This window comes from Streptomyces sp. NPDC102278, assembly GCF_044766345.1.
Taxonomy (GTDB): Bacteria; Actinomycetota; Actinomycetes; order Streptomycetales; family Streptomycetaceae; genus Streptomyces.
Genome location: NZ_JBIWLV010000006.1, coordinates 267,883 through 287,740, shown reverse-complemented (window position 1 = coordinate 287,740; position 19,858 = coordinate 267,883). Strand labels below are relative to the sequence as shown.

At 73.1% G+C, this 19,858-nt stretch carries 18 protein-coding genes and 1 pseudogene; 11 read left to right on the top strand and 8 right to left on the bottom strand.

Annotated elements, in window-relative coordinates; translation table 11 throughout:
• Positions 1–38: 38 nt before the first annotated feature.
• From ACIRO3_RS18170 to ACIRO3_RS18160, 3 genes are all read left to right on the top strand, one after another.
• Positions 39–1,655, top strand: a complete 1,617-nt coding sequence (locus tag ACIRO3_RS18170) for a citrate:proton symporter (RefSeq protein ID WP_404137616.1) — start codon at positions 39–41, stop codon at positions 1,653–1,655.
• A gap of 108 nt (positions 1,656–1,763) precedes the next feature.
• Positions 1,764–3,176: an aldehyde dehydrogenase family protein gene (locus tag ACIRO3_RS18165; protein ID WP_404137613.1), complete on the top strand. Its 1,413-nt coding sequence runs from the start codon at positions 1,764–1,766 to the stop codon at positions 3,174–3,176.
• A gap of 113 nt (positions 3,177–3,289) precedes the next feature.
• The gene (locus tag ACIRO3_RS18160; protein WP_404137610.1) at positions 3,290–4,369 is read left to right on the top strand and encodes a Zn-dependent alcohol dehydrogenase; all 1,080 of its coding nucleotides are present in this window, start codon (positions 3,290–3,292) and stop codon (positions 4,367–4,369) included.
• Here ACIRO3_RS18160 and ACIRO3_RS18155 read toward each other — a convergent pair.
• Together ACIRO3_RS18155 and ACIRO3_RS18150 are read right to left on the bottom strand one after the other, a co-directional pair.
• Positions 4,359–5,834 carry a HEAT repeat domain-containing protein gene (locus ACIRO3_RS18155; protein ID WP_404137607.1) on the bottom strand — a complete coding sequence of 492 codons (1,476 nt, stop codon included), beginning with the start codon at positions 5,832–5,834 and terminating at the stop codon, positions 4,359–4,361. The genes ACIRO3_RS18160 and ACIRO3_RS18155 overlap by 11 nt on opposite strands.
• A gap of 182 nt (positions 5,835–6,016) precedes the next feature.
• A complete protein-coding gene (locus ACIRO3_RS18150; protein WP_365999487.1) occupies positions 6,017–6,664 on the bottom strand; it encodes a TetR/AcrR family transcriptional regulator in 648 nt (215 codons plus the stop codon).
• 76 nt (positions 6,665–6,740) lie between these two features.
• On the opposite strand from ACIRO3_RS18150, the gene ACIRO3_RS18145 reads away from it, so the two are divergent.
• The 3 genes from ACIRO3_RS18145 to ACIRO3_RS18135 all read left to right on the top strand — a co-directional run bounded on the left by ACIRO3_RS18145 (position 6,741) and on the right by ACIRO3_RS18135 (position 9,130).
• Positions 6,741–7,892, top strand: coding sequence for an acyl-CoA dehydrogenase family protein (locus ACIRO3_RS18145; RefSeq protein WP_404137603.1), 1,152 nt, complete (start codon positions 6,741–6,743; stop codon positions 7,890–7,892).
• Positions 7,893–7,987: 95 nt separating this feature from the next.
• Positions 7,988–8,305, top strand: coding sequence for a YiaA/YiaB family inner membrane protein (locus ACIRO3_RS18140; protein ID WP_404137600.1), 318 nt, complete (start codon positions 7,988–7,990; stop codon positions 8,303–8,305).
• Between the two features lie 186 nt (positions 8,306–8,491).
• Positions 8,492–9,130 (top strand): TetR/AcrR family transcriptional regulator, encoded by a 639-nt coding sequence (locus tag ACIRO3_RS18135; protein ID WP_404137597.1) that lies wholly within the window; start codon positions 8,492–8,494, stop codon positions 9,128–9,130.
• A 177-nt stretch (positions 9,131–9,307) separates the two neighbouring features.
• On the opposite strand, the gene ACIRO3_RS18130 is transcribed toward ACIRO3_RS18135, so the two are convergent.
• Positions 9,308–9,769, bottom strand: coding sequence for a MaoC family dehydratase (locus ACIRO3_RS18130; RefSeq protein ID WP_361775345.1), 462 nt, complete (start codon positions 9,767–9,769; stop codon positions 9,308–9,310).
• A 106-nt stretch (positions 9,770–9,875) separates the two neighbouring features.
• Here ACIRO3_RS18130 and soxR point away from each other — a divergent pair, with 106 nt between their 5' ends.
• The gene (gene soxR, locus ACIRO3_RS18125; RefSeq protein WP_361775342.1) at positions 9,876–10,325 is read left to right on the top strand and encodes a redox-sensitive transcriptional activator SoxR; all 450 of its coding nucleotides are present in this window, start codon (positions 9,876–9,878) and stop codon (positions 10,323–10,325) included.
• On the opposite strand, the gene ACIRO3_RS18120 is transcribed toward soxR, so the two are convergent.
• The 4 genes from ACIRO3_RS18120 to ACIRO3_RS18105 all read right to left on the bottom strand — a co-directional run bounded on the left by ACIRO3_RS18120 (position 10,300) and on the right by ACIRO3_RS18105 (position 14,864).
• Complete coding sequence (locus tag ACIRO3_RS18120; RefSeq protein ID WP_404137593.1) at positions 10,300–11,223, bottom strand: 3-keto-5-aminohexanoate cleavage protein; 924 nt, start codon at positions 11,221–11,223, stop codon at positions 10,300–10,302. The two genes, soxR and ACIRO3_RS18120, sit on opposite strands and share 26 nt — an antisense overlap.
• On the bottom strand, positions 11,220–11,819 hold the full coding sequence (locus ACIRO3_RS18115; protein WP_053679312.1) for a hypothetical protein: 600 nt from the start codon (positions 11,817–11,819) through the stop codon (positions 11,220–11,222). Before ACIRO3_RS18115 ends, ACIRO3_RS18120 begins: the two co-directional genes overlap by 4 nt.
• Positions 11,820–11,968: 149 nt before the next feature.
• The gene (locus ACIRO3_RS18110; RefSeq protein ID WP_404137590.1) at positions 11,969–13,273 is read right to left on the bottom strand and encodes a serine-threonine protein kinase; all 1,305 of its coding nucleotides are present in this window, start codon (positions 13,271–13,273) and stop codon (positions 11,969–11,971) included.
• Positions 13,274–13,598: 325 nt separating this feature from the next.
• Positions 13,599–14,864 carry an exo-beta-N-acetylmuramidase NamZ domain-containing protein gene (locus tag ACIRO3_RS18105; RefSeq protein WP_404137588.1) on the bottom strand — a complete coding sequence of 422 codons (1,266 nt, stop codon included), beginning with the start codon at positions 14,862–14,864 and terminating at the stop codon, positions 13,599–13,601.
• Between the two features lie 179 nt (positions 14,865–15,043).
• Between ACIRO3_RS18105 and ACIRO3_RS18100 the strand changes: the two genes are divergently transcribed.
• The 4 genes and pseudogenes from ACIRO3_RS18100 (at position 15,044) to ACIRO3_RS18085 (ending at position 18,424) form a co-directional block, all read left to right on the top strand.
• Entirely contained in the window at positions 15,044–15,808 is a 765-nt protein-coding gene (locus ACIRO3_RS18100) for an SDR family oxidoreductase (protein ID WP_404137585.1), read from the top strand.
• A gap of 105 nt (positions 15,809–15,913) precedes the next feature.
• Positions 15,914–15,982: pseudogene (locus tag ACIRO3_RS18095) on the top strand (hypothetical protein); the annotation flags it as partial.
• The gene (locus ACIRO3_RS18090) at positions 15,979–17,748 is read left to right on the top strand and encodes a class I adenylate-forming enzyme family protein (protein ID WP_404137794.1); all 1,770 of its coding nucleotides are present in this window, start codon (positions 15,979–15,981) and stop codon (positions 17,746–17,748) included. The pseudogene ACIRO3_RS18095 and the gene ACIRO3_RS18090, both read left to right, overlap by 4 nt.
• Positions 17,749–17,815: 67 nt before the next feature.
• The gene (locus ACIRO3_RS18085; protein WP_404137582.1) at positions 17,816–18,424 is read left to right on the top strand and encodes a TetR/AcrR family transcriptional regulator; all 609 of its coding nucleotides are present in this window, start codon (positions 17,816–17,818) and stop codon (positions 18,422–18,424) included.
• A gap of 167 nt (positions 18,425–18,591) precedes the next feature.
• Here the strand turns inward: ACIRO3_RS18085 and ACIRO3_RS18080 are convergent, their stop codons facing one another.
• Complete coding sequence (locus tag ACIRO3_RS18080; protein ID WP_361775320.1) at positions 18,592–19,791, bottom strand: S8 family serine peptidase; 1,200 nt, start codon at positions 19,789–19,791, stop codon at positions 18,592–18,594.
• Positions 19,792–19,858 lie beyond the last annotated feature (67 nt).

The window sequence follows — 19,858 nt, the reverse complement described above, 5'->3', positions numbered from 1 at the left end:
TCTTGTTGGCACGTCGGGACGCCCCCTACGTTCCCAGCATGCTGACCTTCCTCGGCTTCGCCATGATCGCGACCTTCCTGGTTCTGATCATGCTGAAGAAAATGTCGCCCATCGCGGCGCTCGTGCTCATCCCCGCGCTCTTCTGCGTCTTCGCCGGACAGGGCGCGCAGTTGGGCGACTACGTCATCGACGGAGTCGGCAAACTCGCGCCGACGGCCGCGATGCTGATGTTCGCCATCGTCTATTTCGGGGTGATGATCGACGTCGGGCTCTTCGATCCGATCGTGCGAGGCATCCTGCGCTTCTGCAAGGCGGACCCGATGCGGGTGGTGGTCGGTACGGCGGTGCTCGCCGCGATCGTGTCGCTCGACGGTGACGGTTCCACCACCTTCATGATCACGGTCTCGGCCATGTACCCGCTGTACAAGCGCCTCGGCATGAGCCTGGTGGTCATGACCGGCGTCGCGGCCACGGCCAACGGCGTCATGAACACGCTCCCCTGGGGCGGCCCCACCGCCCGCGCCGCCACGGCCCTCAAGCTCGACGCCGGCGACGTCTTCGTCCCGATGATCCCCGCGCTGGCCACCGGGCTGGTCTTCGTGTTCGTCCTCGCGTACGTCCTCGGCGTGAAGGAGCGACGTCGGGTCGGGCTGCTCGTCATGCCCGGCGCGGAGGGAAAGACCGGGGAGCCGGCGGGGGAGTCGGCCGGGGAGCCCGCCACCGTCACGGCGGGGGTGGGAGCCGGAGGCACCTCCGTCGCGCAGGCCTCGGACACTTCCGGCACCTCGGCCGCCGGCACCTCGGGCACCTCGGGCGCCGGGGGCCCGGGCGCGGGCGGCTCCGCAGGGGCACCGGCGCTCGCCCCCACGGCCCCGCTCGTCCGCACGGGCACGCTCGCCCCCACCGGCCCGGACGCCTCCACAGGCCCGCTCGCCCCCGCCGGGCCGGACGCCCCCACGGGCACACTCGCCCCCACCGGCCCGCTCGCACCGACCGCCCCTGACGGTGACGGTTTCCAGGGCCTCGATCCGCACCGTGCGACGCTTCGCCCCCGCCTCTACTGGTTCAACGCCGGACTGACCGTCGCCCTTCTCACCGCGATGATCATGGAGTTGCTGCCCATCCCGGTGCTCTTCCTCCTGGGCGCGGCCCTCGCCCTCACGGTCAACTTCCCCCACATGCCCGACCAGAAGGCCCGCATCGCCGCCCACGCCGACAACGTTCTCAACGTCGCAGGCATGGTCTTCGCCGCCGCGGTCTTCACCGGGGTCCTCACCGGGACCGGCATGGTCAAGCACATGGCCGACTGGCTGGTCGGCGCGATTCCCGAGGGAATGGGCCCGCACATGGCCCTGGTCACGGGCCTGCTCAGCCTGCCCCTGACCTACTTCATGTCCAACGACGGCTTCTACTTCGGGGTCCTGCCGGTACTGGCCGAAGCCGGCGCCGCGCACGGGGTGTCGCCGCTGGAGATCGCCCGCGCGTCCCTGGTCGGCCAGGCCCTGCACATGTCCAGCCCACTGGTTCCGGCCGTCTACGTCCTCGTCGGCATGGCCAAGGTCGAGTTCGGCGATCACACCCGATTCACCGTGAAATGGGCGGCCCTGACCTCCTTGGTGGTGCTGGCGGCGGGGATGCTTTTCGGCATCATCTGATCCCGGCCACCTCTGGCGCCCGCAAAACTACCGACGCTAGTTTGTAGGGTGTTGGCGAGGCCAGCTCAGGTCAGGTCTACGCGCTCGTGCGTGTTCGGGAGGAAAGCCATGAAGGCCCACGACGGGATGTACATCGGCGGCGCCTGGCGACCGGCCGTCGGACGTGATCGGATCGAGGTCGTCAACCCTGCCGATGAACAGGTCCTCGCGTCGGTCCCGGCCGGTACCGCCGAGGACGTGGACGAAGCCGTACGTGCGGCACGCGCGGCCTTCCCCGGCTGGGCGGCCACGCCGCCGGCCGAGCGGGCGGCCCTCGTCGGAGCCCTGCGCGACGTGCTGGTCCGGCGCAAGAAGGAGATCGCGGAGACGATCTCCGCGGAACTCGGTGCCCCGCTCGGCTTCGCGGAGGCCGTCCACGTGGGGTCGCCGATCGCCGTCGCGGGCTCGTTCGCCGAGCTAGCCGCCTCGTACGCCTTCGAGGAACGGCTCGGGAACAGCACGGTCCTGATGGAACCGGTCGGCGTGGTCGGGGCCATCACGCCCTGGAACTACCCGCTGCACCAAGTCGTTGCCAAGGTGGCACCCGCTCTCGCCGCCGGCTGCACCCTCGTCCTGAAGCCGGCGGAGGACACCCCGCTGACCGCACAGCTCTTCGCCGAGGTCGTGCACGAGGCCGGCATCCCGGCCGGGGTCTTCAACCTGGTGACCGGCACCGGACCGGTCGCCGGCCAGGCGCTGGCCGCGCACGAGGGAGTCGATCTCGTCTCCTTCACCGGCTCGACCGCCGTCGGCCGGCAGATCGGTGCCACCGCCGGCGCGGCGATCAAGCGCGTCGCCCTCGAACTGGGCGGCAAATCGGCCAACGTCATCCTGCCCGGCGCCGATCTCGCCAAGGCCGTCGCCGTGGGCGTCGGCCACGTCATGAACAACTCCGGTCAGAGCTGCAACGCGCTCACCCGCATGCTCGTCCACCGGGACCAGTACGAGGAAGCCGTCACGCTCGCGGCCGACGCCATCGCCAAGTACCCCACCGGCGACCCCCGCGAGGAGGGCACCCGCCTCGGCCCGGTGGTCAACGCCAAGCAGCGCGACCGCGTCCGCGCGTACATCGTCAAGGGCGTCGAGGAGGGGGCGCGCCTCGTCGCGGGCGGGCCCGACGCGCCCCACGAGCAGGGCTACTTCATCGCCCCGACGGTCTTCGCCGACGTCACCCCCGAGATGACCATCGCCCAGGAGGAGATCTTCGGCCCCGTGCTGTCGATCCTCCCGTACGAGGACGAGGACGACGCCCTGCGCATCGCCAACGACACCGTCTACGGCCTCGGCGGAGCCGTCTGGGCGGCGGACGCGGAGACCGCGACGGCCTTCGCCCGCCGCATGGACACCGGCCAGGTGGACATCAACGGCGGTCGCTTCAACGTGCTCGCGCCCTTCGGTGGCTACAAGCAGTCGGGCGTGGGGCGCGAGTTGGGCCCGCACGGCCTGGGCGAGTACCTCCAGACCAAGTCACTGCAGTTCTGAATCCTTGAGCTTTGAATCCCCATCTCTGAATCCCCCAGCCCTGAATCCCCAGCTCGGAATCCTTGAGCTCTGAATCCCGAGTGCTGAATCCCGGAAGTACGGAGACGACGACCATGGTCCGCGCCGCCATCCTGCCCGCCGTCGGAGCCCCGCTGGAGATCCGGGAGATCGTGCTGCCCGATCCCGGCCCCGGGCAGGTCCGGGTGCGGCTCGCCGCAGCCGGGGTCTGCCACTCCGACCTCTCCCTCACGAACGGCACCATGCGGGTTCCCGTTCCCGCCGTCCTCGGTCACGAGGGCGCGGGCACGGTCCTCGCCGTCGGGGAGGGTGTCACCCACGTGGCCCCCGGCGACGGGGTGGTGCTCAACTGGGCCCCCTCCTGCGGGGCGTGTCACCACTGTCTGACGGGTGAGGTCTGGCTCTGCGTCCAGGCGCTGGCCGGGGTCGGCGCGATCCACGCCCACGACGCCGAAGGCACCGAGCTGCACCCCGGCCTGAACGTCGCCGCCTTCGCGGAGGAGACCGTGGTCGCGGCGAACTGCGTGTTGCCCGCACCCGCCGGGATCCCGCTCGCCGAGGCCGCCCTGCTCGGCTGCGCCGTCCTCACCGGCTACGGAGCCGTCCACCACAGCGCCCAGGTTCGCCCGGGGGAGTCGGTGGCCGTCTTCGGTGTCGGCGGGGTCGGTCTGGCCACCCTCCAGGCGGCCCGGATCGCGCAGGCGGGCCCGATCATCGCCGTCGACGTCTCCCCGGCGAAGGAGGAGTTGGCGCGGGCGGCCGGTGCGACGGGGTTCGTCCTCGCCTCGGAGACCACCGCCAAGCAGATTCGGGCGCTGACCGAGGGCCGGGGTGTGGACGTGGCGATCGAGTGCGTCGGCCGGGCGGAGACCATTCGCGGCGCGTGGGACTCGACCCGTCGCGGCGGTCGCACCACGGTCGTCGGCATCGGCGGCAAGGAACAGCAGGTCACCTTCCACGCCCTGGAGATCTTCCACTTCGCCCGAACCCTCACGGGCTGCGTCTACGGCAACAGCGACCCGGCCCGCGACCTCCCGGTGATCGCCGACCACGTCCGGGCCGGCCGGCTGGACCTGGGCGCGCTCGTCACCGACCGGATCACCCTCGACGGCATCCCGGCCGCCTTCGACGCGATGCTCGCGGGCAAGGGCGGCCGCTCGCTGGTCATCTTCTAGCCGCAGCCGCAGCCGCAGCCGCAGCCGGAGCCGGAGCCGGAGCCGGAGCGGAGTCGGAGTCGGGGTCGGGGTCGGGGTCGGAACCGGGGTCCGGGTCGGAACCGGGGCCGGACTCGGAGCCGGTGACCGGGCCGGCCGCCGTTCTCCGGTGCGCCAGATGCCGTGCCGCGTCGTAGAACCGCCAGTGGAAGGGGGAGTCCTCGCCGTCGCCCGCGCTCCGGCGCAGCCGGGCAACCACCGGTTCACCCCGCGGGTCGTCGAGCAGGACCAGGGCCACAGCGGACTCGACCCGTACGGCGACGTCCGGATCCGTCAGCAGCCCGGCCAGGGCGTCCCGTATGTCGCCGGCCCGCTCTCCCCGCTCGGCCAGGGCCGCGCAGGCACCCGTCCGTACCTGGGGGTCGGGGTCGCGCAGGTACGTCAACAGGGCCGGGCGGACCACGGCCGGGTCCCCGTCCGCCGCTCCGTGGCGCCCGTGGATCCCGTGGAGCCCCGCGACGACCGCCCGTCTCACGACGGCGGCCGGGTGGGTGACGTGGGGAACGAGCACAGCGGAGAAGTCGGGTACGGCGCAGTCCGTCAGGCCCCGGAGCACGAGCGCGAGCACCTCGGGGTCGGATTCCCCCGGGAGCCCGGCGAGCAGCAGTTCCCGGGTGGGCGGCACGAGGCAGCGTGGTCCGTCGACGCAGTCGCCGTCTCCGCCGCACGCGTCGAAGAGGGCGAGACAGCGTGCCACGTCCACGCCGAAGTGCCGTACGGAGGGGCGCGGATGGCCGATCAGCGCGGCGGCCTCGACCCACGTCGCGCGGTCCCCGCGTTCGTACAGCACGGCTACGGCCTCGGCGCGCACCGCATGGAACGGGTCCTCCTCCGCCTCGGCCCGTGCGAGCAGCGTGCCGAAGGGCGTACGCATCCCCGACGAGGCCTCCAGCCGGGTGAGGATCGCCGCGTGACCGGTGCGGACCCGGCGGCCGCCGATCCGTAGCAGCTCCGTGAAGGAGTCCTCGTCGTCCGCGACGCGGTGGCGCTCGACCGGTTCGGTGGAAGCGGAACCCGCCCGGAGGCGCAATTCGGTCTCCGCGCCCGTCGCGTGCCAGTGGCGGGCGAGTTCCAGGGCGGTGAGGCCGACGGGATTCTTCCGCCACAGGGCGGCAGCTCCCGACCCGACGAGCCGGATCGCCGCTCCGGAAGCGCCCGCGTCCACCGCCCGCAACAGGGGGGTCCAGCCGTCCGGCGCCACACGGTCCACCCGCGCCTCGTGCGTGACGAGGGCGTCGACCACCCCGTGGCTCCCGTCGTCCGCCGCGAGGTCCAGCGCGGACAGGCCGTTCGGACCGGTGGCGTCGGGGTCGGCGCCCGCGTCCAGGAGCGCCCTGACGCGCGTCTCGTCCCCGGCCCGCGCCGCGTGGAGCAGCCGCACGCTCTCCCCGCTGCCGCTGCCGCTGCCCACGCCGGTGCCGCTCACGCCCCCGGGGCCGGCTGTACCTCCCACGCCGGCTGTACCTCCCACGCCTGCTGTACGTCCCACGCCTGCCCTACCTCCCCGCCTGCCGTACGGGCCACGCCGCCCCGCCCCTTCACGCCGCCCCCGGCGTCCCCGCCGGCCCCTTTCTCCGTCGCGTCCCAGTCGCCCCGGCCGGCCGGCCGTCAAGCCGTGGTCTTCAGTGCCTCGTACTGGATGGCCAGTCCGTCCAGCAGGGCCGCCAGCCCGGTCTCGAACGCGCCCTCGTCCACCTCATGCTGCCGCTCGGCCAGCAGGTGGGCCTGGCCCAGGTGGGGGTAGTCCGACGGGTCGTACGCGGCGCGGTCGTCGACGAAACCGCGGGCGAAGGACCCCACCGCCGAGCCCAGGATGAAGTACCGCATCAGCGCGCCGATCCGGGTCGCGTGGGCGGGCGGCCACCCGGCCTCCGTCATCGCGCCGAAGACGGCGTCCGCCACCCGAAGGCCCGCCGGGCGGCGGCCCGGCCCCCGCGCCAGCACCGGAACGATGTTCGGATGGTCGGACAGCGCGTCCCGGTACGAGTGGGCCCAGTCGTGCAGCGCGAGCCGCCAGCCTCGACCGTCCTCGGCGTCGAACATCGACAAGTCGACGCGGGCGCTCACCGCGTCCGCCACCGCGTCCAGGATCTCGTCCTTGGTGCGGAAGTGGTTGTACAGGGACGGCCCGCTGACTCCGAGCGCGGCCGCCAGTCGGCGGGTGGACACCGCCTCCAGGCCCTCCGCGTCCACCAGTGCGCCCGCCGCCTCGACGATGCGGTCTCTGCTGAGGAGGGGCTTGCGCGGTCTGGCCATGCGCCACATAGTAGGGCCTGCCCGCAATAAACTACCGGTGCTAGTTAACTGGCGCCGGACCGCCCGGAGGTGCCCGGTGAACCTGGAGCTGAGCGAGGAGCAGGAGGCCGTACGGCGGCTCGCCCGCGAGTTCACCGAGCGCGAGATCGCCCCGTACGCCGCCGCGTGGGACCGCGCCGAGAACGTCGACCGCTCCATGGTCAAGAAGCTCGGCGACGTCGGCTTCCTCGGACTGACCGTCCCCGAGGAATACGGCGGTTCCGGCGGCGACCACCTCGCCTACGTGCTCGTCACCGAGGAACTCGGCCGCGGCGACTCCGCCGTGCGCGGCATCGTCTCCGTCTCCCTCGGCCTGGTGGCGAAGACCGTCGCCGCCTGGGGCACAGAGGAGCAGAAGCGGGCCTGGCTGCCGCGCCTGTGCTCGGGCGACGCGCTCGGCTGCTTCGGTCTCACCGAACCCGGCACCGGCTCCGACGCCGGCAACCTGGAGACCCGCGCCCGGCGGGAGGGCGACACGTACGTCGTCAGCGGCAGCAAGATGTTCATCACCAACGGCACCTGGGCCGACGTGGTGCTGCTCTTCGCCCGCACCAACGACGAGCCCGGCCACCGCGGGATCTCCGCCTTCCTCGTGCCGACCGACAGCCCGGGCCTGACCCGCCGCGAGATCCACGGCAAGCTCGGCCTGCGCGGCCAGGCCACCGCCGAACTCGCCCTCGACGGTGTCCGCGTGCCGGCCTCCGCGATGCTGGGACCCGAGGGCAAGGGCTTCTCCGTGGCCATGTCCGCCCTCGCCAAGGGGCGGATGTCGGTCGCCGCCGGCTGCGTCGGCATCGCCCAGGCGGCTCTGGACGCGGCCGTCTCGTACGCCGCCCAACGCGAGCAGTTCGGCAAGCCCATCGCGCACCACCAGTTGGTCCAGGAACTCATCGCCGACATCTCGGTCGACGTCGACGCGGCCCGGCTGTTGACCTGGCGGGTGGCCGACCTGATCGACCGCGGGAAGCCCTTCGCCACGGAGTCCTCCACCGCCAAGCTCTTCGCCTCCGAAGCGGCCGTGCGCGCCGCGAGCAACGCCCTCCAGGTCCACGGCGGCTACGGCTACATCGACGAGTACCCGGCCGGGAAGCTGCTGCGCGACGCCCGGGTGATGACCCTGTACGAGGGCACCAGCCAGATCCAGAAGCTGCTCATCGGCCGTGCCCGGACCGGGGTTTCGGCGTTCTGAACGGTTTCGGCGTTCTGGGCAGTCGTTCCGGCTGAGTACGTACGTGAGTACGCGCACGGATGTGGCGCGGGCCACAGGTCCCCGAAGCTGGACCCATGAACGAGACACCGGTCAAGCAGCAGAACACGGGGGCCTACTACGGCCAGGCCGTCGCCTCCTTCGGCGTCGCCATGGCGGCCGTGGCCCTGGGGATCTACAACCTCGACGCGAACGGCTGGGTGCGCGCCTTCCTCGGCATCGCCGTCCTCTACCTGACCACCTCGGCCTTCACCCTCGCCAAGGTGATCCGGGACCGGCAGGAGGTCACCCAGATCGTCACCCGTGTCGACCAGGCCCGGATGGAGAAGCTCATGACGGGTTACGACCCCTTCGCGCCGAAGGGCACGCCCGGATCGGCCGGCCAGGACCGCTGAGCGTCCCCGGGCGGGCCGGCCAGGACCGCCGAGCGCTCGCGGATCGGCCGGTCAGAACCGCTGGGCGTCCCCGGGCGGGCCGGCCAGGACCGCTAAGCGCTTGCTCACCTCTCCGGTAGGGTGTCCCTTCCCATACGACGGATCCCCGCGAGACGGATCCCGCGAGGCGAAGAGGGTGAGCGAGCGATGGACAGCCCGGCGGACACCGGTGGCTACCAGCCGTGGTCGGAGGTCACCCCCGACGCCGCGCGGCGGCTGCTCGTCGCCGCCGTGGAGGCCTTCGCGGAGCGCGGCTACCACGCCACCACCACCCGGGACATCGCCGGGCGGGCCGGCATGAGTCCGGCCGCGCTCTACATCCACTACAAGACCAAGGAAGAGCTGCTCCACCGGATCAGCCGGATCGGGCACGACAAGGCGCTGGAGATCCTGGAGACGGCCGCGTCCGGCCCGGGGACCGCCGCCGACCGGCTCGACGAGGCCGTGCGGTCCTTCGTCCGCTGGCACGCGGCGCACCACACCACCGCGCGCGTGGTCCAGTACGAGCTCGATGCTCTCGCCCTGGAGCACCGCTCCGAAATCGTGGCACTGCGCCGGCAGAGCGACGCCGCCGTACGCCGGATCATCTCCGAGGGGGTGGCGGCGGGGGAGTTCGAGGTCCCCGACGTGCCCGGCACCACCCTCGCCGTCCTGTCCCTGTGCATCGACGTGGCCCGCTGGTTCAACGTGACCGGCTCGCGCACGCCCGACGAGGTCGGCGCGCTGTACGCCGACCTCGTGCTCCGCATGGTCGGCACGCGCCCCGCCGGCGGAACGACGCGCTGACGCACGCCGGGCGGTGACACCCGCCGCGCGGTGACGGCTGCCTGGCGCCGACGGCCGCCTGGGCCTCCGGCCGTCGGCCCGACCCCGGCCGCCGCCCCCGGCCATCGACTCCGACCCCGGCCCGGCCGCTGGCCCGCACCCCGACCCGCGCCCGGCCGCCGGCCCCGCCACCCCCTGTCAGAAGTAGTACCGGGACACCGACTCCGCGACGCACACCGGCTTTTCGCCGCCCTCGCGCTCGACCGTCACGGTCGCCGCGACCTGTACGCCGCCACCCGCCTCGGTGACCTCCGTGATCACGGCGGTGGCGCGCAGCCGCGAGCCGACCGGCACCGTCGCCGGGAATCGCACCTTGTTCGTGCCGTAGTTGATGCCCATCCGCATGCCCTCCACCCGCATGATCTGCGGCACCAGGCTCGGCAGCAGCGACAGCGTGAGATAGCCGTGCGCGATGGTCGAACCGAAGGGGCCGGAGGCCGCCCGCTCGGGATCGACGTGGATCCACTGGTGATCGCCCGTCGCGTCGGCGAAGAGGTCGATCCGCTTCTGATCCACCTCCAGCCACTCGCTCGGGCCGAGCGGAGCGCCGATCCCGGCGCGCAGCTCCTCGGCGGACGTGAAGATCCTCGGTTCGGCCATGCCTTGCCCCTGCCTCTCACTGACCAGCGAATAAGCGCTTGCTCAGCATGCTGGGGTCACATGTATCTGTCAACGGATTCCGATCGCGCCGACTACGCTCGGCCGAGTGCCGCAGATTCCCGAGAAAGTCCATGAACTCACCGTCGGTCAGCTGTCCGCGCGCAGCGGCGCGGCGGTTTCGGCGCTGCACTTCTACGAGGCCAAGGGCCTGATCAGCAGCCGTCGCACCTCCGGCAACCAGCGCCGCTACACCCGTGACGCACTGCGCCGGGTCGCCTTCGTACGGGCCGCCCAACGCGTGGGCATCCCGCTCGCCAGCATCCGCGACGCGCTGTCCCAACTCCCTGAAGGCCGTACGCCGACCCGCGAGGACTGGGCCGGCCTGTCCGAGGCCTGGCGCGCCGAACTCGACCACCGGATCAAACAACTCGGCCGGTTGCGCGACCACTTGACCGACTGCATCGGCTGCGGCTGCCTGTCCCTGGAGACCTGCGCGCTGTCCAACCCGGACGACGTCTTCGGCGAACGCCTCACCGGCTCCCGACTGTCGCTCTAGCCGCGCGGGACGCCTCCGCCTCCGCTTCGACCAAGGCCGCCGTGACCAGCTCGGCGTTGGACCGCGCCGGACGCCCGTCCGGGAGGACGAGTACGTCGCCCACGCCGACCCGCGCCCCCGCACCACAGCGCGCCGCGAGCCGCAGCACCGGCCAGGCGGCGGCCTCCCGTCCGAACAGCACCACCTCCACGGGCGGCAGCCAGCACAACCCCGCCACCAGCGCCGGGTCGGCCTCCGGCAGCTCCACCACGAGGCGGACCCGGCCGTGATCGGGCGCGGCCCACGCCAGGAACCTGCCCAGCGGCTCGGGCCCGGCCGTCCCGCCCAGCGGAACCACCGCGTCCACCGCCACCCCGCGTTCCAGCAGGGCCAGCCCCAACTCCTCGGCCCCGGGGTCCGCGAATCGCACCGCCGCGCGGTCCGGCAGCACGTCCCACGACCGGACCCGCCCGAGCCGCGCGGCGGGATCCGGCTCCGCCGCGATGCTCGCCGGCACCGACAGCGGTACGGAGACCCCCACGCCCCGCAGCGCCTCCAGCAGCGGCCCGACCACCCGGGGCGAGAGGCTCTCACGCCCGCACGGGGTCCGCGGGTGCACCAGTACCTCGCGGGCCCCGGCGGCGACCGAGGCCACCGCCGACCGCGCCAGGTCCTCCGGGGACATCGGTACCGCGGCCCCCTCGGCGGCCTCCCGGCCGCCGTTCAACGAGACCTGGAGCGGCACCCGCGCCGCCGCGCCCCCGCCACCGTCCCCACACACCCCACCCGAGCCCACCGCACCCGAGCCCACCGACCCCGAGCCCACCGTCCCCGAGCCGACCGATCCCGAGCCCACCGACCCCGCACCGACCGATCCCGAGCCCACCGCACCCGCGCCGCTCGCCTCCGTCCCGCTCACGCCGCGCCCGCCGACGCCGGGTCCACCGTCCCCGCGTCGGCGAGGGCCGGTCTGGGAACCACGATTCCGCAGCCCCCGCACACCGGCCCGTCCCAGGACCACGCGCCGGCCCACGCCTCGTGGCCCACCCCGATGGGCGGCCAGCTCAGCTCGCGTTCACCACAGATCGGGCACCCGGTACCCGGCTCCGACTCCAAGGCCCGCACCAACCGTCTCAACACCTCACCGAGCGTGCCGTCCGGCCGGATCCCCGGGTCCGCGCACCGCACGACCGCGTCCCCGCTCCCGCCCCACGCCCAGTCCGGCCGGCGCAGTCCGTGGTGCTTCTCACGCCGCCGCCGCTCCGCGAACTGGCGCTCGTACTCCAGCCAGACGGCGCGGGCCTCCTCCAGCTCCTCCAGCGCGGCGACCAGCCGCTGCGGATCGGCACCCCGGTCCTCGGGGGCGATCCCGTGCCGATCGCACAGATGCCACCACGTCGCCCGGTGCCCGTAGGGCGCGAATCTCTCCAGACAACGGCGCAGCGAATGACGCCGCAACGCCCGGTCATTGCGTGCATCGCGCACCTGGTAGGCCAGACTTCGGAATCCCGCCATCGCACCTTCACCTCCGCCGCGCCCCGCGCCCACGTCGAGGCGTCGTACTAGTCGAACGTCGTCGTACGTCTCGACGTGCCCAACATGCCCGGCGGAATGTGGGCGCATGCGGGGGCGGTCGAGGCGTACGGGTGGCACATGGCCGGAACTCAGCGCCCCATGCGCCCCGCGGCCACCACGACCCGGGCGAGTTCCTCGTGGCAGATGTCACTGTGCGCCCCCGACGGTGCCCCGCCCCGCCGGACCACGGAGCCCGCGTCCACGCTGACGCAGCCCGCCCCGGGCAGCCCGCCGCGCAGCACCGTCTCGAGGCTCAGCCGGGGCGTGCCCGGCACGGCCCGTACCCCGTCGTGCCCGATCGCGCCCCAGCGCTCGTCGAAGCCCAGCAGTCCGGCCGAATCCCCGGCCATCCGGGAGGCCAGCGGATAGAACAGCCCGAGCGAGGTGTCGTACGGGGAGTGGCAGGCGACCACCGGCCCGTCCACCCGGTGCTGGAGCCCCCGCAGGTCGCCGCCGCGGTCCCCGTCGTGAGGGAGCCGGTCGGTGAAGGCGTAATGGGAGAAGGCTCCTTGGAGCAGGGTCAGGGACTTCACGTACCGGGACGAGTCCGGCACCGCCCGCAGGGAGAAGGCCGCCACCCGCGCCCCGAAGCTGTGGCCGATCAGGTGGATCCGCAACGCCGGCCGGCGGTGTGCGAGCTCCGCGAGCACCGGCCCCAATCCGTGTTCGCCGACCACTGCGGCCCGTTTCTTCATCTGATAGTAGGTGGCCTGGCGCAACACCTCTTTCGCGCCGCCCCACAGGGCGCGCAACCCGCCGCCGAGTGCCAGACCCGCGCCCCCGACTCCGCCACCGGCCCCGACGCCGGCCCCGTCCCCGTCCCGCCTCCGCGTCGCGTCCGCCTCGGCGAGCACCTCGGTGAACGCCCGGCACACCTCCAGGACGTCCCGGGCGAACATGGCCGGCACGTCGAGGGCGGCCGGCGTGGCGACCGCGTCCACCCCGACGATCTCCCGCACCAGCGCGCCGAACTCGACGAACGCGGCCGCCGAATCGGGCCGTTCCTCCAGCAGTTCGGCGATTCGCTCCAACTCGGCCGCGCGGTCCGGCCAGAACTCCCCGAGCGCCTGCCGGGTGGCGGGGTCGAGTGCCGTGCCGAAGCCCGGTTCCGCGAGCGCGCCGGGCGGGTCGAAGTCCGGTATCGGCTCGTCGGAGAACCGGATCGAGGGCCAGACGACCCCCACGTACCCCAGCCGCACCCCTGCCCCCACGAGCCCGGGGAACGGGGCGAAGAAGCGGTCGTACAGGCGGGTCGAGGTCGACCGGTCGCTGTTCCAGCCGTGGGCGAAGACCAGCAGGTCGGTGGCATCGATCCGGGCGACGGCCTCCCGGGTGCCCCGGTCCACGTCGCCGTCGGCGTCGAAGGTGAGTTCCGCGTAAGGCCGCACCCCCACCCCGGCCGCGCCGCCCGCAACCCCCACCCCGGCCGCGCCGCCCGCAACCCCCACCCCGGCCGCGCCGCCCGCAACCCCCACCCCGGCCGCGCCGCCCGCAACCCCCAGCCTGGCCGCGCCGTCCGCAATGCGCACTCCAGCCGTATCACTCGTATCACCTGTACCACCCGCAACGGCCGCACTGCCCGCCCCGGCCCCGCTCCCGTCGCCGCCCCCGACCACCCTGCCGATGTCCGCCATGACGCCCCCCTCCACGCCGCGCCCCCGGCGGGCCCGGCGTCATCCCGCTGCCGCGTCCGCCGGCCGGCCCCGCGGCCGGCCCGGGTCACCGGTAGAGGAGGTACCCCTCCCGCAGCGCGGCGAAGCGCGCCAACCCGGCCGCCCAGTCGCCCACGATCTCCTCCACCCCGGCCCCCGCGTCCACCATCACGCGGACCCGGTCGGATCCCGTCAGCCGGTCGATCCAGTGGTCGGCCCGCCAGCCGAAGCCGCTCCACGTCCGCCGCGCGGTGACCAGCAGCCCGATTCCGGCCCGTACCGGGTCGAAGGCCTCGCGGTCGTGCACGATCAGCCGGACGCCGCCGCACACCTTCCCGACGTGCTTGGAGAAGGACGGGGTGAAGTACGTCTCCCGGAACCAGACCCCGGGCAGCCCCAGCGCGTTCGCGGCCTCCGCCCACCGCCGGTCGACGCCCTCGGCGCCGACCACCTCGAAGGGGGTCGTCGTACCCCGTCCCTCGGACAGGTTCGTCCCCTCGAACAGGCAGGTGCCGGCGTACGCGAGGGCCGTGTCCGCGGTGGGCATGTTCGGGCTCGGCGGCACCCAGGGCAGCCCGGTCGCCCCGAAGAACGACTCCCGGCGCCATCCCGTCATCCGTACCGTCCTGAGCGCGACCGGCTTGTCCTTCAGGAACTCGCCGTTGAACAGGAGGGCCAGTTCCGCCGCCGTCATCCCGTGCGCGAGGGCGATCGGCTCCCGCCCCACGAAGCTCGCGTACGGCCGCAGGAGCACCGGTCCGGCCGCCCGCACCCCGCCCACCGGGTTGGGCCGGTCCAGCACCACCACCGCCTTGCCCGCCAGGGCGGCCGCGCGCATGCAGTCGTAGAGGGTCCAGATGTAGGTGTAGAAGCGCGCCCCGACGTCCTGGATGTCGAAGACCACCGTGTCGACGCCGGCCGCCGTGAACACGTCCGCGAGCTGCCGGCCGCTCTTGTCGTACGTGTCGTACACGGGCAGTCCCGTCGCCGGGTCCCGGCCGGCGCCCTCCGAACCGCCCGCCTGCGCCGTGCCGCGGAACCCGTGCTCCGGCCCGAACACCGCCACCAGGTCGACCCGTTCGTCCGCGTGCAGGACATCCACCAGATGGCGCGCGTCGGCGGTGATCCCGGTCGGGTTGGTGACCACCCCGATCCGCTGTCCGGCCAGCGCCCCGTAACCGTCGGCGGCGAGCTGCTCGCATCCCGTCCGCACCCGCGCGGTCGCGCCGACCGCCTTCGGGGAGTCCGGCATCACCGCGCCCAGACTTCCCGTGGCCCCCGCGGCCCCCACGGCTCCGGCCAGTCCCAGTACCCCGCGTCGCGACAGCGTCATCCGGACACGCTAGGCCGCCGACCCCTTCCGTCCCGACATACCGACTGGTTAGTCTGCCCTCGATCCGTCCGGAGGGGATGGGATCGGATCGGGTCGGATCCACGCAGGTCCGTCCGGGTCCGCCGGGTCCGCCCGCATCCGTCATCCGTCATCCGTCGTCAGCGTCGAAAGGTGATCCCGTGAGCGCGTACCAGGACCAGCGAGTCGTCGTCACCGGAGCCGGCGGCGGCATCGGCGCCGCCCTCGCGCGCCGCTTCGCCGCCGAGGGGGCCACGGTCGTGGTCAACGACCTCGACCCGGTGAAGGCGGCGACCGTCGCCGACGGGATCGGCGCCCGCACGATCGCGGTCCCCGGCGACGCCTCGACGATCGTCGAGCGGGCCCGCGAGGCCCTCGGCGGCAGGGTGGACGTCTACTGCGCCAACGCCGGCCTGGCCTCGGGCGGTGACGCCTTCGTGGACGAGGCCGTCTGGGAAGCGGCATGGGACGTCAACGTCATGGCGCACGTCCGTGCCGCCCGCGCCCTGCTGCCGGACTGGTTGGAGCGGGGGAGCGGCCGATTCGTGTCCACCGTCTCCGCCGCCGGACTCCTCACCATGATCGGGGCCGCGCCGTACAGTGTCACCAAGCACGGTGCCCTCGCCTTCGCGGAATGGCTGTCGCTGACCTACCGCCACCGCGGCGTCCGGGTCCACGCCGTCTGCCCGCAAGGGGTCCGCACCGACATGCTGACCGCTGCGGGCTCGGCGGGCGAACTCGTCCTGGCACCGACGGCGATCGAGCCGGAAGCGGTCGCGGACGCCCTGTTCGACGGCATGGAGAAGGACCGGTTCCTGATCCTCCCGCACCCCGAGGTGGCCGACTACCACGTCGCCCGGGCCACCGACCCGGACCGCTGGCTGACGAACATGAACCACCTCCAGCAGAAGTGGGAGACACGATGACCGGGCCCGCCCGCGAGACGACGACGCCCGCCACCGAAGACGCGAGGCCCGACGCGAAGCCCGACGCGAAGCCCGACGCGAGGCCCGACGCGAGGCCCGACGCGAGGCCCGACGCGAGGCCCGACGCGAGGCCCGACGCGAGGCCCGACGCGACGCCCGCCACCGAAGACGTGACGCCCGACGCCACGCCCCGGACCGTCCGTTATGCCGACCGGCCCTGGCTGGCTCGCCTCAGCGCCGCCCAACGCGCGCCGATCACGCCCCCGGTGAGCGTGCCCGCCGCCTTCCGGGCGGCCGTCGCCCGCGCCCCCGGACGCACCGCCATCGCCTACTTCGACGGCCGCTTGGACTACGCCGAGGTCGACGCGCTCTCCGACTCGGTCGCCGGCCACCTCGCCGCGCGGGGCGTGGGGCGCGGCGATCGGGTCGCCGTGATGCTGCAGAACACCCCGCACTTCGTGCTCGCCGTGCTGGCGGCCTGGAAGGCGGGCGCGGTCGTCGTCCCGCTCAACCCCATGTACAAGTCCGGCGAGGTCGGCCACATCCTGCGCGACTCCGGCGCCGTCGCCCTGGTCTGCGACGCCCGCGCCTGGACCGGTTACCTCCGCGAGAGCGTCCGCGACACCGGCGTACGCGTCGCGCTCACCGCGCGCGACCGGGACTTCCAGACGCGGAACGACCCCCGGGTCCTGGCCCCCGCCCCCGGAGAGGTACCCGTCCCCGCCCCGGAACCGGCCCCCGCCCCCGCCCCGCCGGCGATCCCCGCCCCCGCCACGGAACCGGCCCCCGCCTCCGTCCCGGACCTGCCGTCCGCCGGTGTCGCCGACCTCGCCACCGTCGCCCGCCGGGGTCACCCCGCGCCGGCCGACCCGTGCTTCACCGCTTCCGACACCGCCCTCATCAGCTACACCTCCGGGACCTCCGGCACCCCCAAGGGCGCCCTGAACCCGCACGGCGCCCTCACCCACAACGCCACCCGCCAGGTCACCGGCCATCCCCTCCCCGAGGGCGCCGGCTACTTCGCCCTCGCCCCGCTCTTCCACATCACCGGGCTGGTCTGCGAGCTCGCCGCCTGCCTCGTCAACGCCGGCACCCTCGTCCTCGCCCACCGCTTCGAAGCCGGCGCCGTCCTCGACGCCTTCCTCGAACACCGCCCCGCCTACACCGTCGGCCCGGCCACCGCCTTCATGGCCCTGGCGGCCCACCCCGCCGCGACCCCCGACCACTTCGCCTCGTTCCGCGTGGTCTCCTCCGGCGGCGCCCCGCTCCCGCCCGCCCTCGTCGAGCGGCTGCGCGCCCGCTTCGGTTTCTACCTGCGCAACGGCTACGGGCTCACCGAGTGCACCGCGCCCTGCGCCTCCGTGCCCGTCCACCTCGAAGCCCCCGTGGACCCGGTCTCCGGCACCCTCTCCGTCGGTCTGCCGGGCGCGGACACCCTCGTACGCATCCTCGACGAGCGCGGCGCCGAGGTCCCGATCGGCGAGAGCGGGGAGATAGCCGTCCGCGGACCGCAGGTCGTTCCCGGCTACTGGGGACTGCCCGAGGAGACCGCGAAGGCCTTCCCGGACGGCGAACTGCGTACCGGGGACGTCGGTTTCATGGACGCCGACGGGTGGCTCTACGTGGTCGACCGGAAGAAGGACATGATCAACGCGTCCGGCTTCAAGGTCTGGCCCCGCGAGGTCGAGGACGTGCTGTACACCCATCCCGACGTGCGCGAGGCGGCCGTGGTCGGGGTCCCCGATCCGTACCGGGGCGAAAGCGTGAAGGCCTACGTGAGCCTGCGCCCCGGCGCCCGCGTCGAGCCCGCCGAGCTGTCCGCGTACTGCGCCGAGCGGATCGCCGCGTACAAGTACCCGAGGCAGGTGGAGATCCTGCCTGTCCTTCCCAAGACGAGCAGTGGCAAGATCCTGCGACGGGAACTGCGCGAACGCGGCTGAAAACAGTCGGACGGTCGCACGACGTCGCCCCACGACGGGCGAGGGATCAGGAAGGAAGGCGAGAGCCATGGCCGCCAAGACCACCACGGAGTCCGAGGGCACCGGCGACGCACCGGTGCCGCAGCGACTGCTGGCCGTCGCCACCCGGCTGTTCGCCGAACGCGGCTACGACCGCACCTCCGTACAGGAGATCGTCGAGGCGGCCGGGGTCACCAAGGGCGCGCTGTACCACTACTTCGGGTCCAAGGACGACCTGCTGCACGAGGTGTACGCGCGGATGCTGCGGCTCCAGCAGCAACGTCTGGACGCGGTGGCCGGGTCCGACGCGCCCGTGGAGGAGCGGCTGCGGGCCGCCGCCGCCGACGTGGTGGTCACCACGATCGAGAACCTCGACGACGCGATGATCTTCTTCCGGTCGATGCACCAGCTCAGCCCCGAGAAGTTCAAGCAGGTGCGGGCCGAGCGCCGGCGCTATCACGAGCGCTTCCGGGCACTGGTCGAGGAGGGGCAGCGCGCGGGGGTCTTCTCCACCGCCACTCCCGCGGACCTGGTGGTGGACTACCACTTCGGCTCCGTGCACCACCTGTCCACCTGGTACCGGGAGGACGGCCCGCTCACGCCGCAGCAGGTCGCCGATCACCTCGCGGACCTGCTGCTGCGCGCGCTGCGCCCCTGAGGGGTCGGGAGCCGGCCCTCACGGCCGCACCAGCCCCGCACGCGAGGAACGGGCCCGCACGCGAGGAACCGGCCCGCCCCCGACGCGCCCCTGGAGGGGGCGGCCGAGGGGCGGGCCGGTTCAGGTCTGCCGGTCACCCGTTACGGGGTCACCTTGAGCGGCTTCCGTTACGGGGCCACCTTCAGCAGCTTGTTCGCGGTGCCGGCCGACGGGTTGGTCACCGCGTCCGCGGTGGCCGCACCGGTCAGCGCGGCAGCCGTCTCGGCCGGCGTCGCCGACGGGTGTCCCGCCAGGTAGACGGCCGCGGCACCGACCACGTGCGGAGTGGCCATGGAGGTGCCGGAGATCGTCTTGGTGCCGCTGTCACTGTCGTTCCAGTCGGACGTGATGTCCGAGCCCGGCGCGTACAGGTCCACCACGGAGCCGAAGTTGGAGAAGTCCGACTGCGCGTCGTCGATGGTGCTCGACGCCACGGTGATCGCCTCCGGGACCCGGGCGGGGGAGCCCTGCCCGGCGTCCGTCGACTCGTTGCCCGCCGCGACCGCGAACGTGACGCCCGAGGCGATCGAGCGCTTCACGGCCTCGTCGAGCGCCTCGTCCGCACCGCCGCCGAGGCTCATGTTGGCCACGGAGGGACCCTTGTGGTTCTTGGTGACCCAGTCGATGCCGGCGACGACCTGCTCCGTGGAACCGGAGCCGTTGTCGTCGAGCACCCGCACCGCGACCAGCTTCGCCTTCTTGGCGACGCCGTGCTCCGTACCGGCGATGGTGCCGGCCACGTGCGTGCCGTGGCCGTTGCCGTCGTCGGCGCTGTCGTCGTTGTCCACGGCGTCGAAGCCGTGCGTGGCGCGGCCGCCGAAGTCCTTGTGGCTCACGCGTATGCCCGTGTCGATGACGTACGCGGTCACCCCTTCACCGGCGGTGTCGGGGTAGTCGTACTTCTTGTCTCCCGCCGTCTTGGCCTGGTCGATCCGGTCGAGCCCCCATGAAGGCGGGTTGTCCTGCGTGGCGTTGATGTGGAACTTCTTGTTCTGCACGACCTTGCCGACGGCGGGATCCGCCGCGAGTCGCTTGGCCTCGGTCTCGCTGAGGCCGGAGGCCGAGAAGCCGTTGACCCCGGAGGTGTAGGTGCGTTGCAGTTCGCCGCCGTACTTGTCGGCGAGCTGCTGCTTGTCCGCGGACGCGTCGAGAATGACCACGTAACTTCCGCTGATCGCGCCGGGCGCGCCCAGTCCGTAGACCGTGCCCTCGGCCGGTGTCGCCGCCCCCGCGAAGGGGGTCGCGAGCAGGGTCACGGCGGCCGCGGTGGCGGCTCCCGTGGCGACTGCCGCGTACCGGAAACCGCGCGAACGCTTGTGAGTTGCCATGTGGAGGGTTCTCCTCGTGTTGACGTGTGGGGCGTCAAACCTTCTGGAGAACCCTGTTCCGATTGAC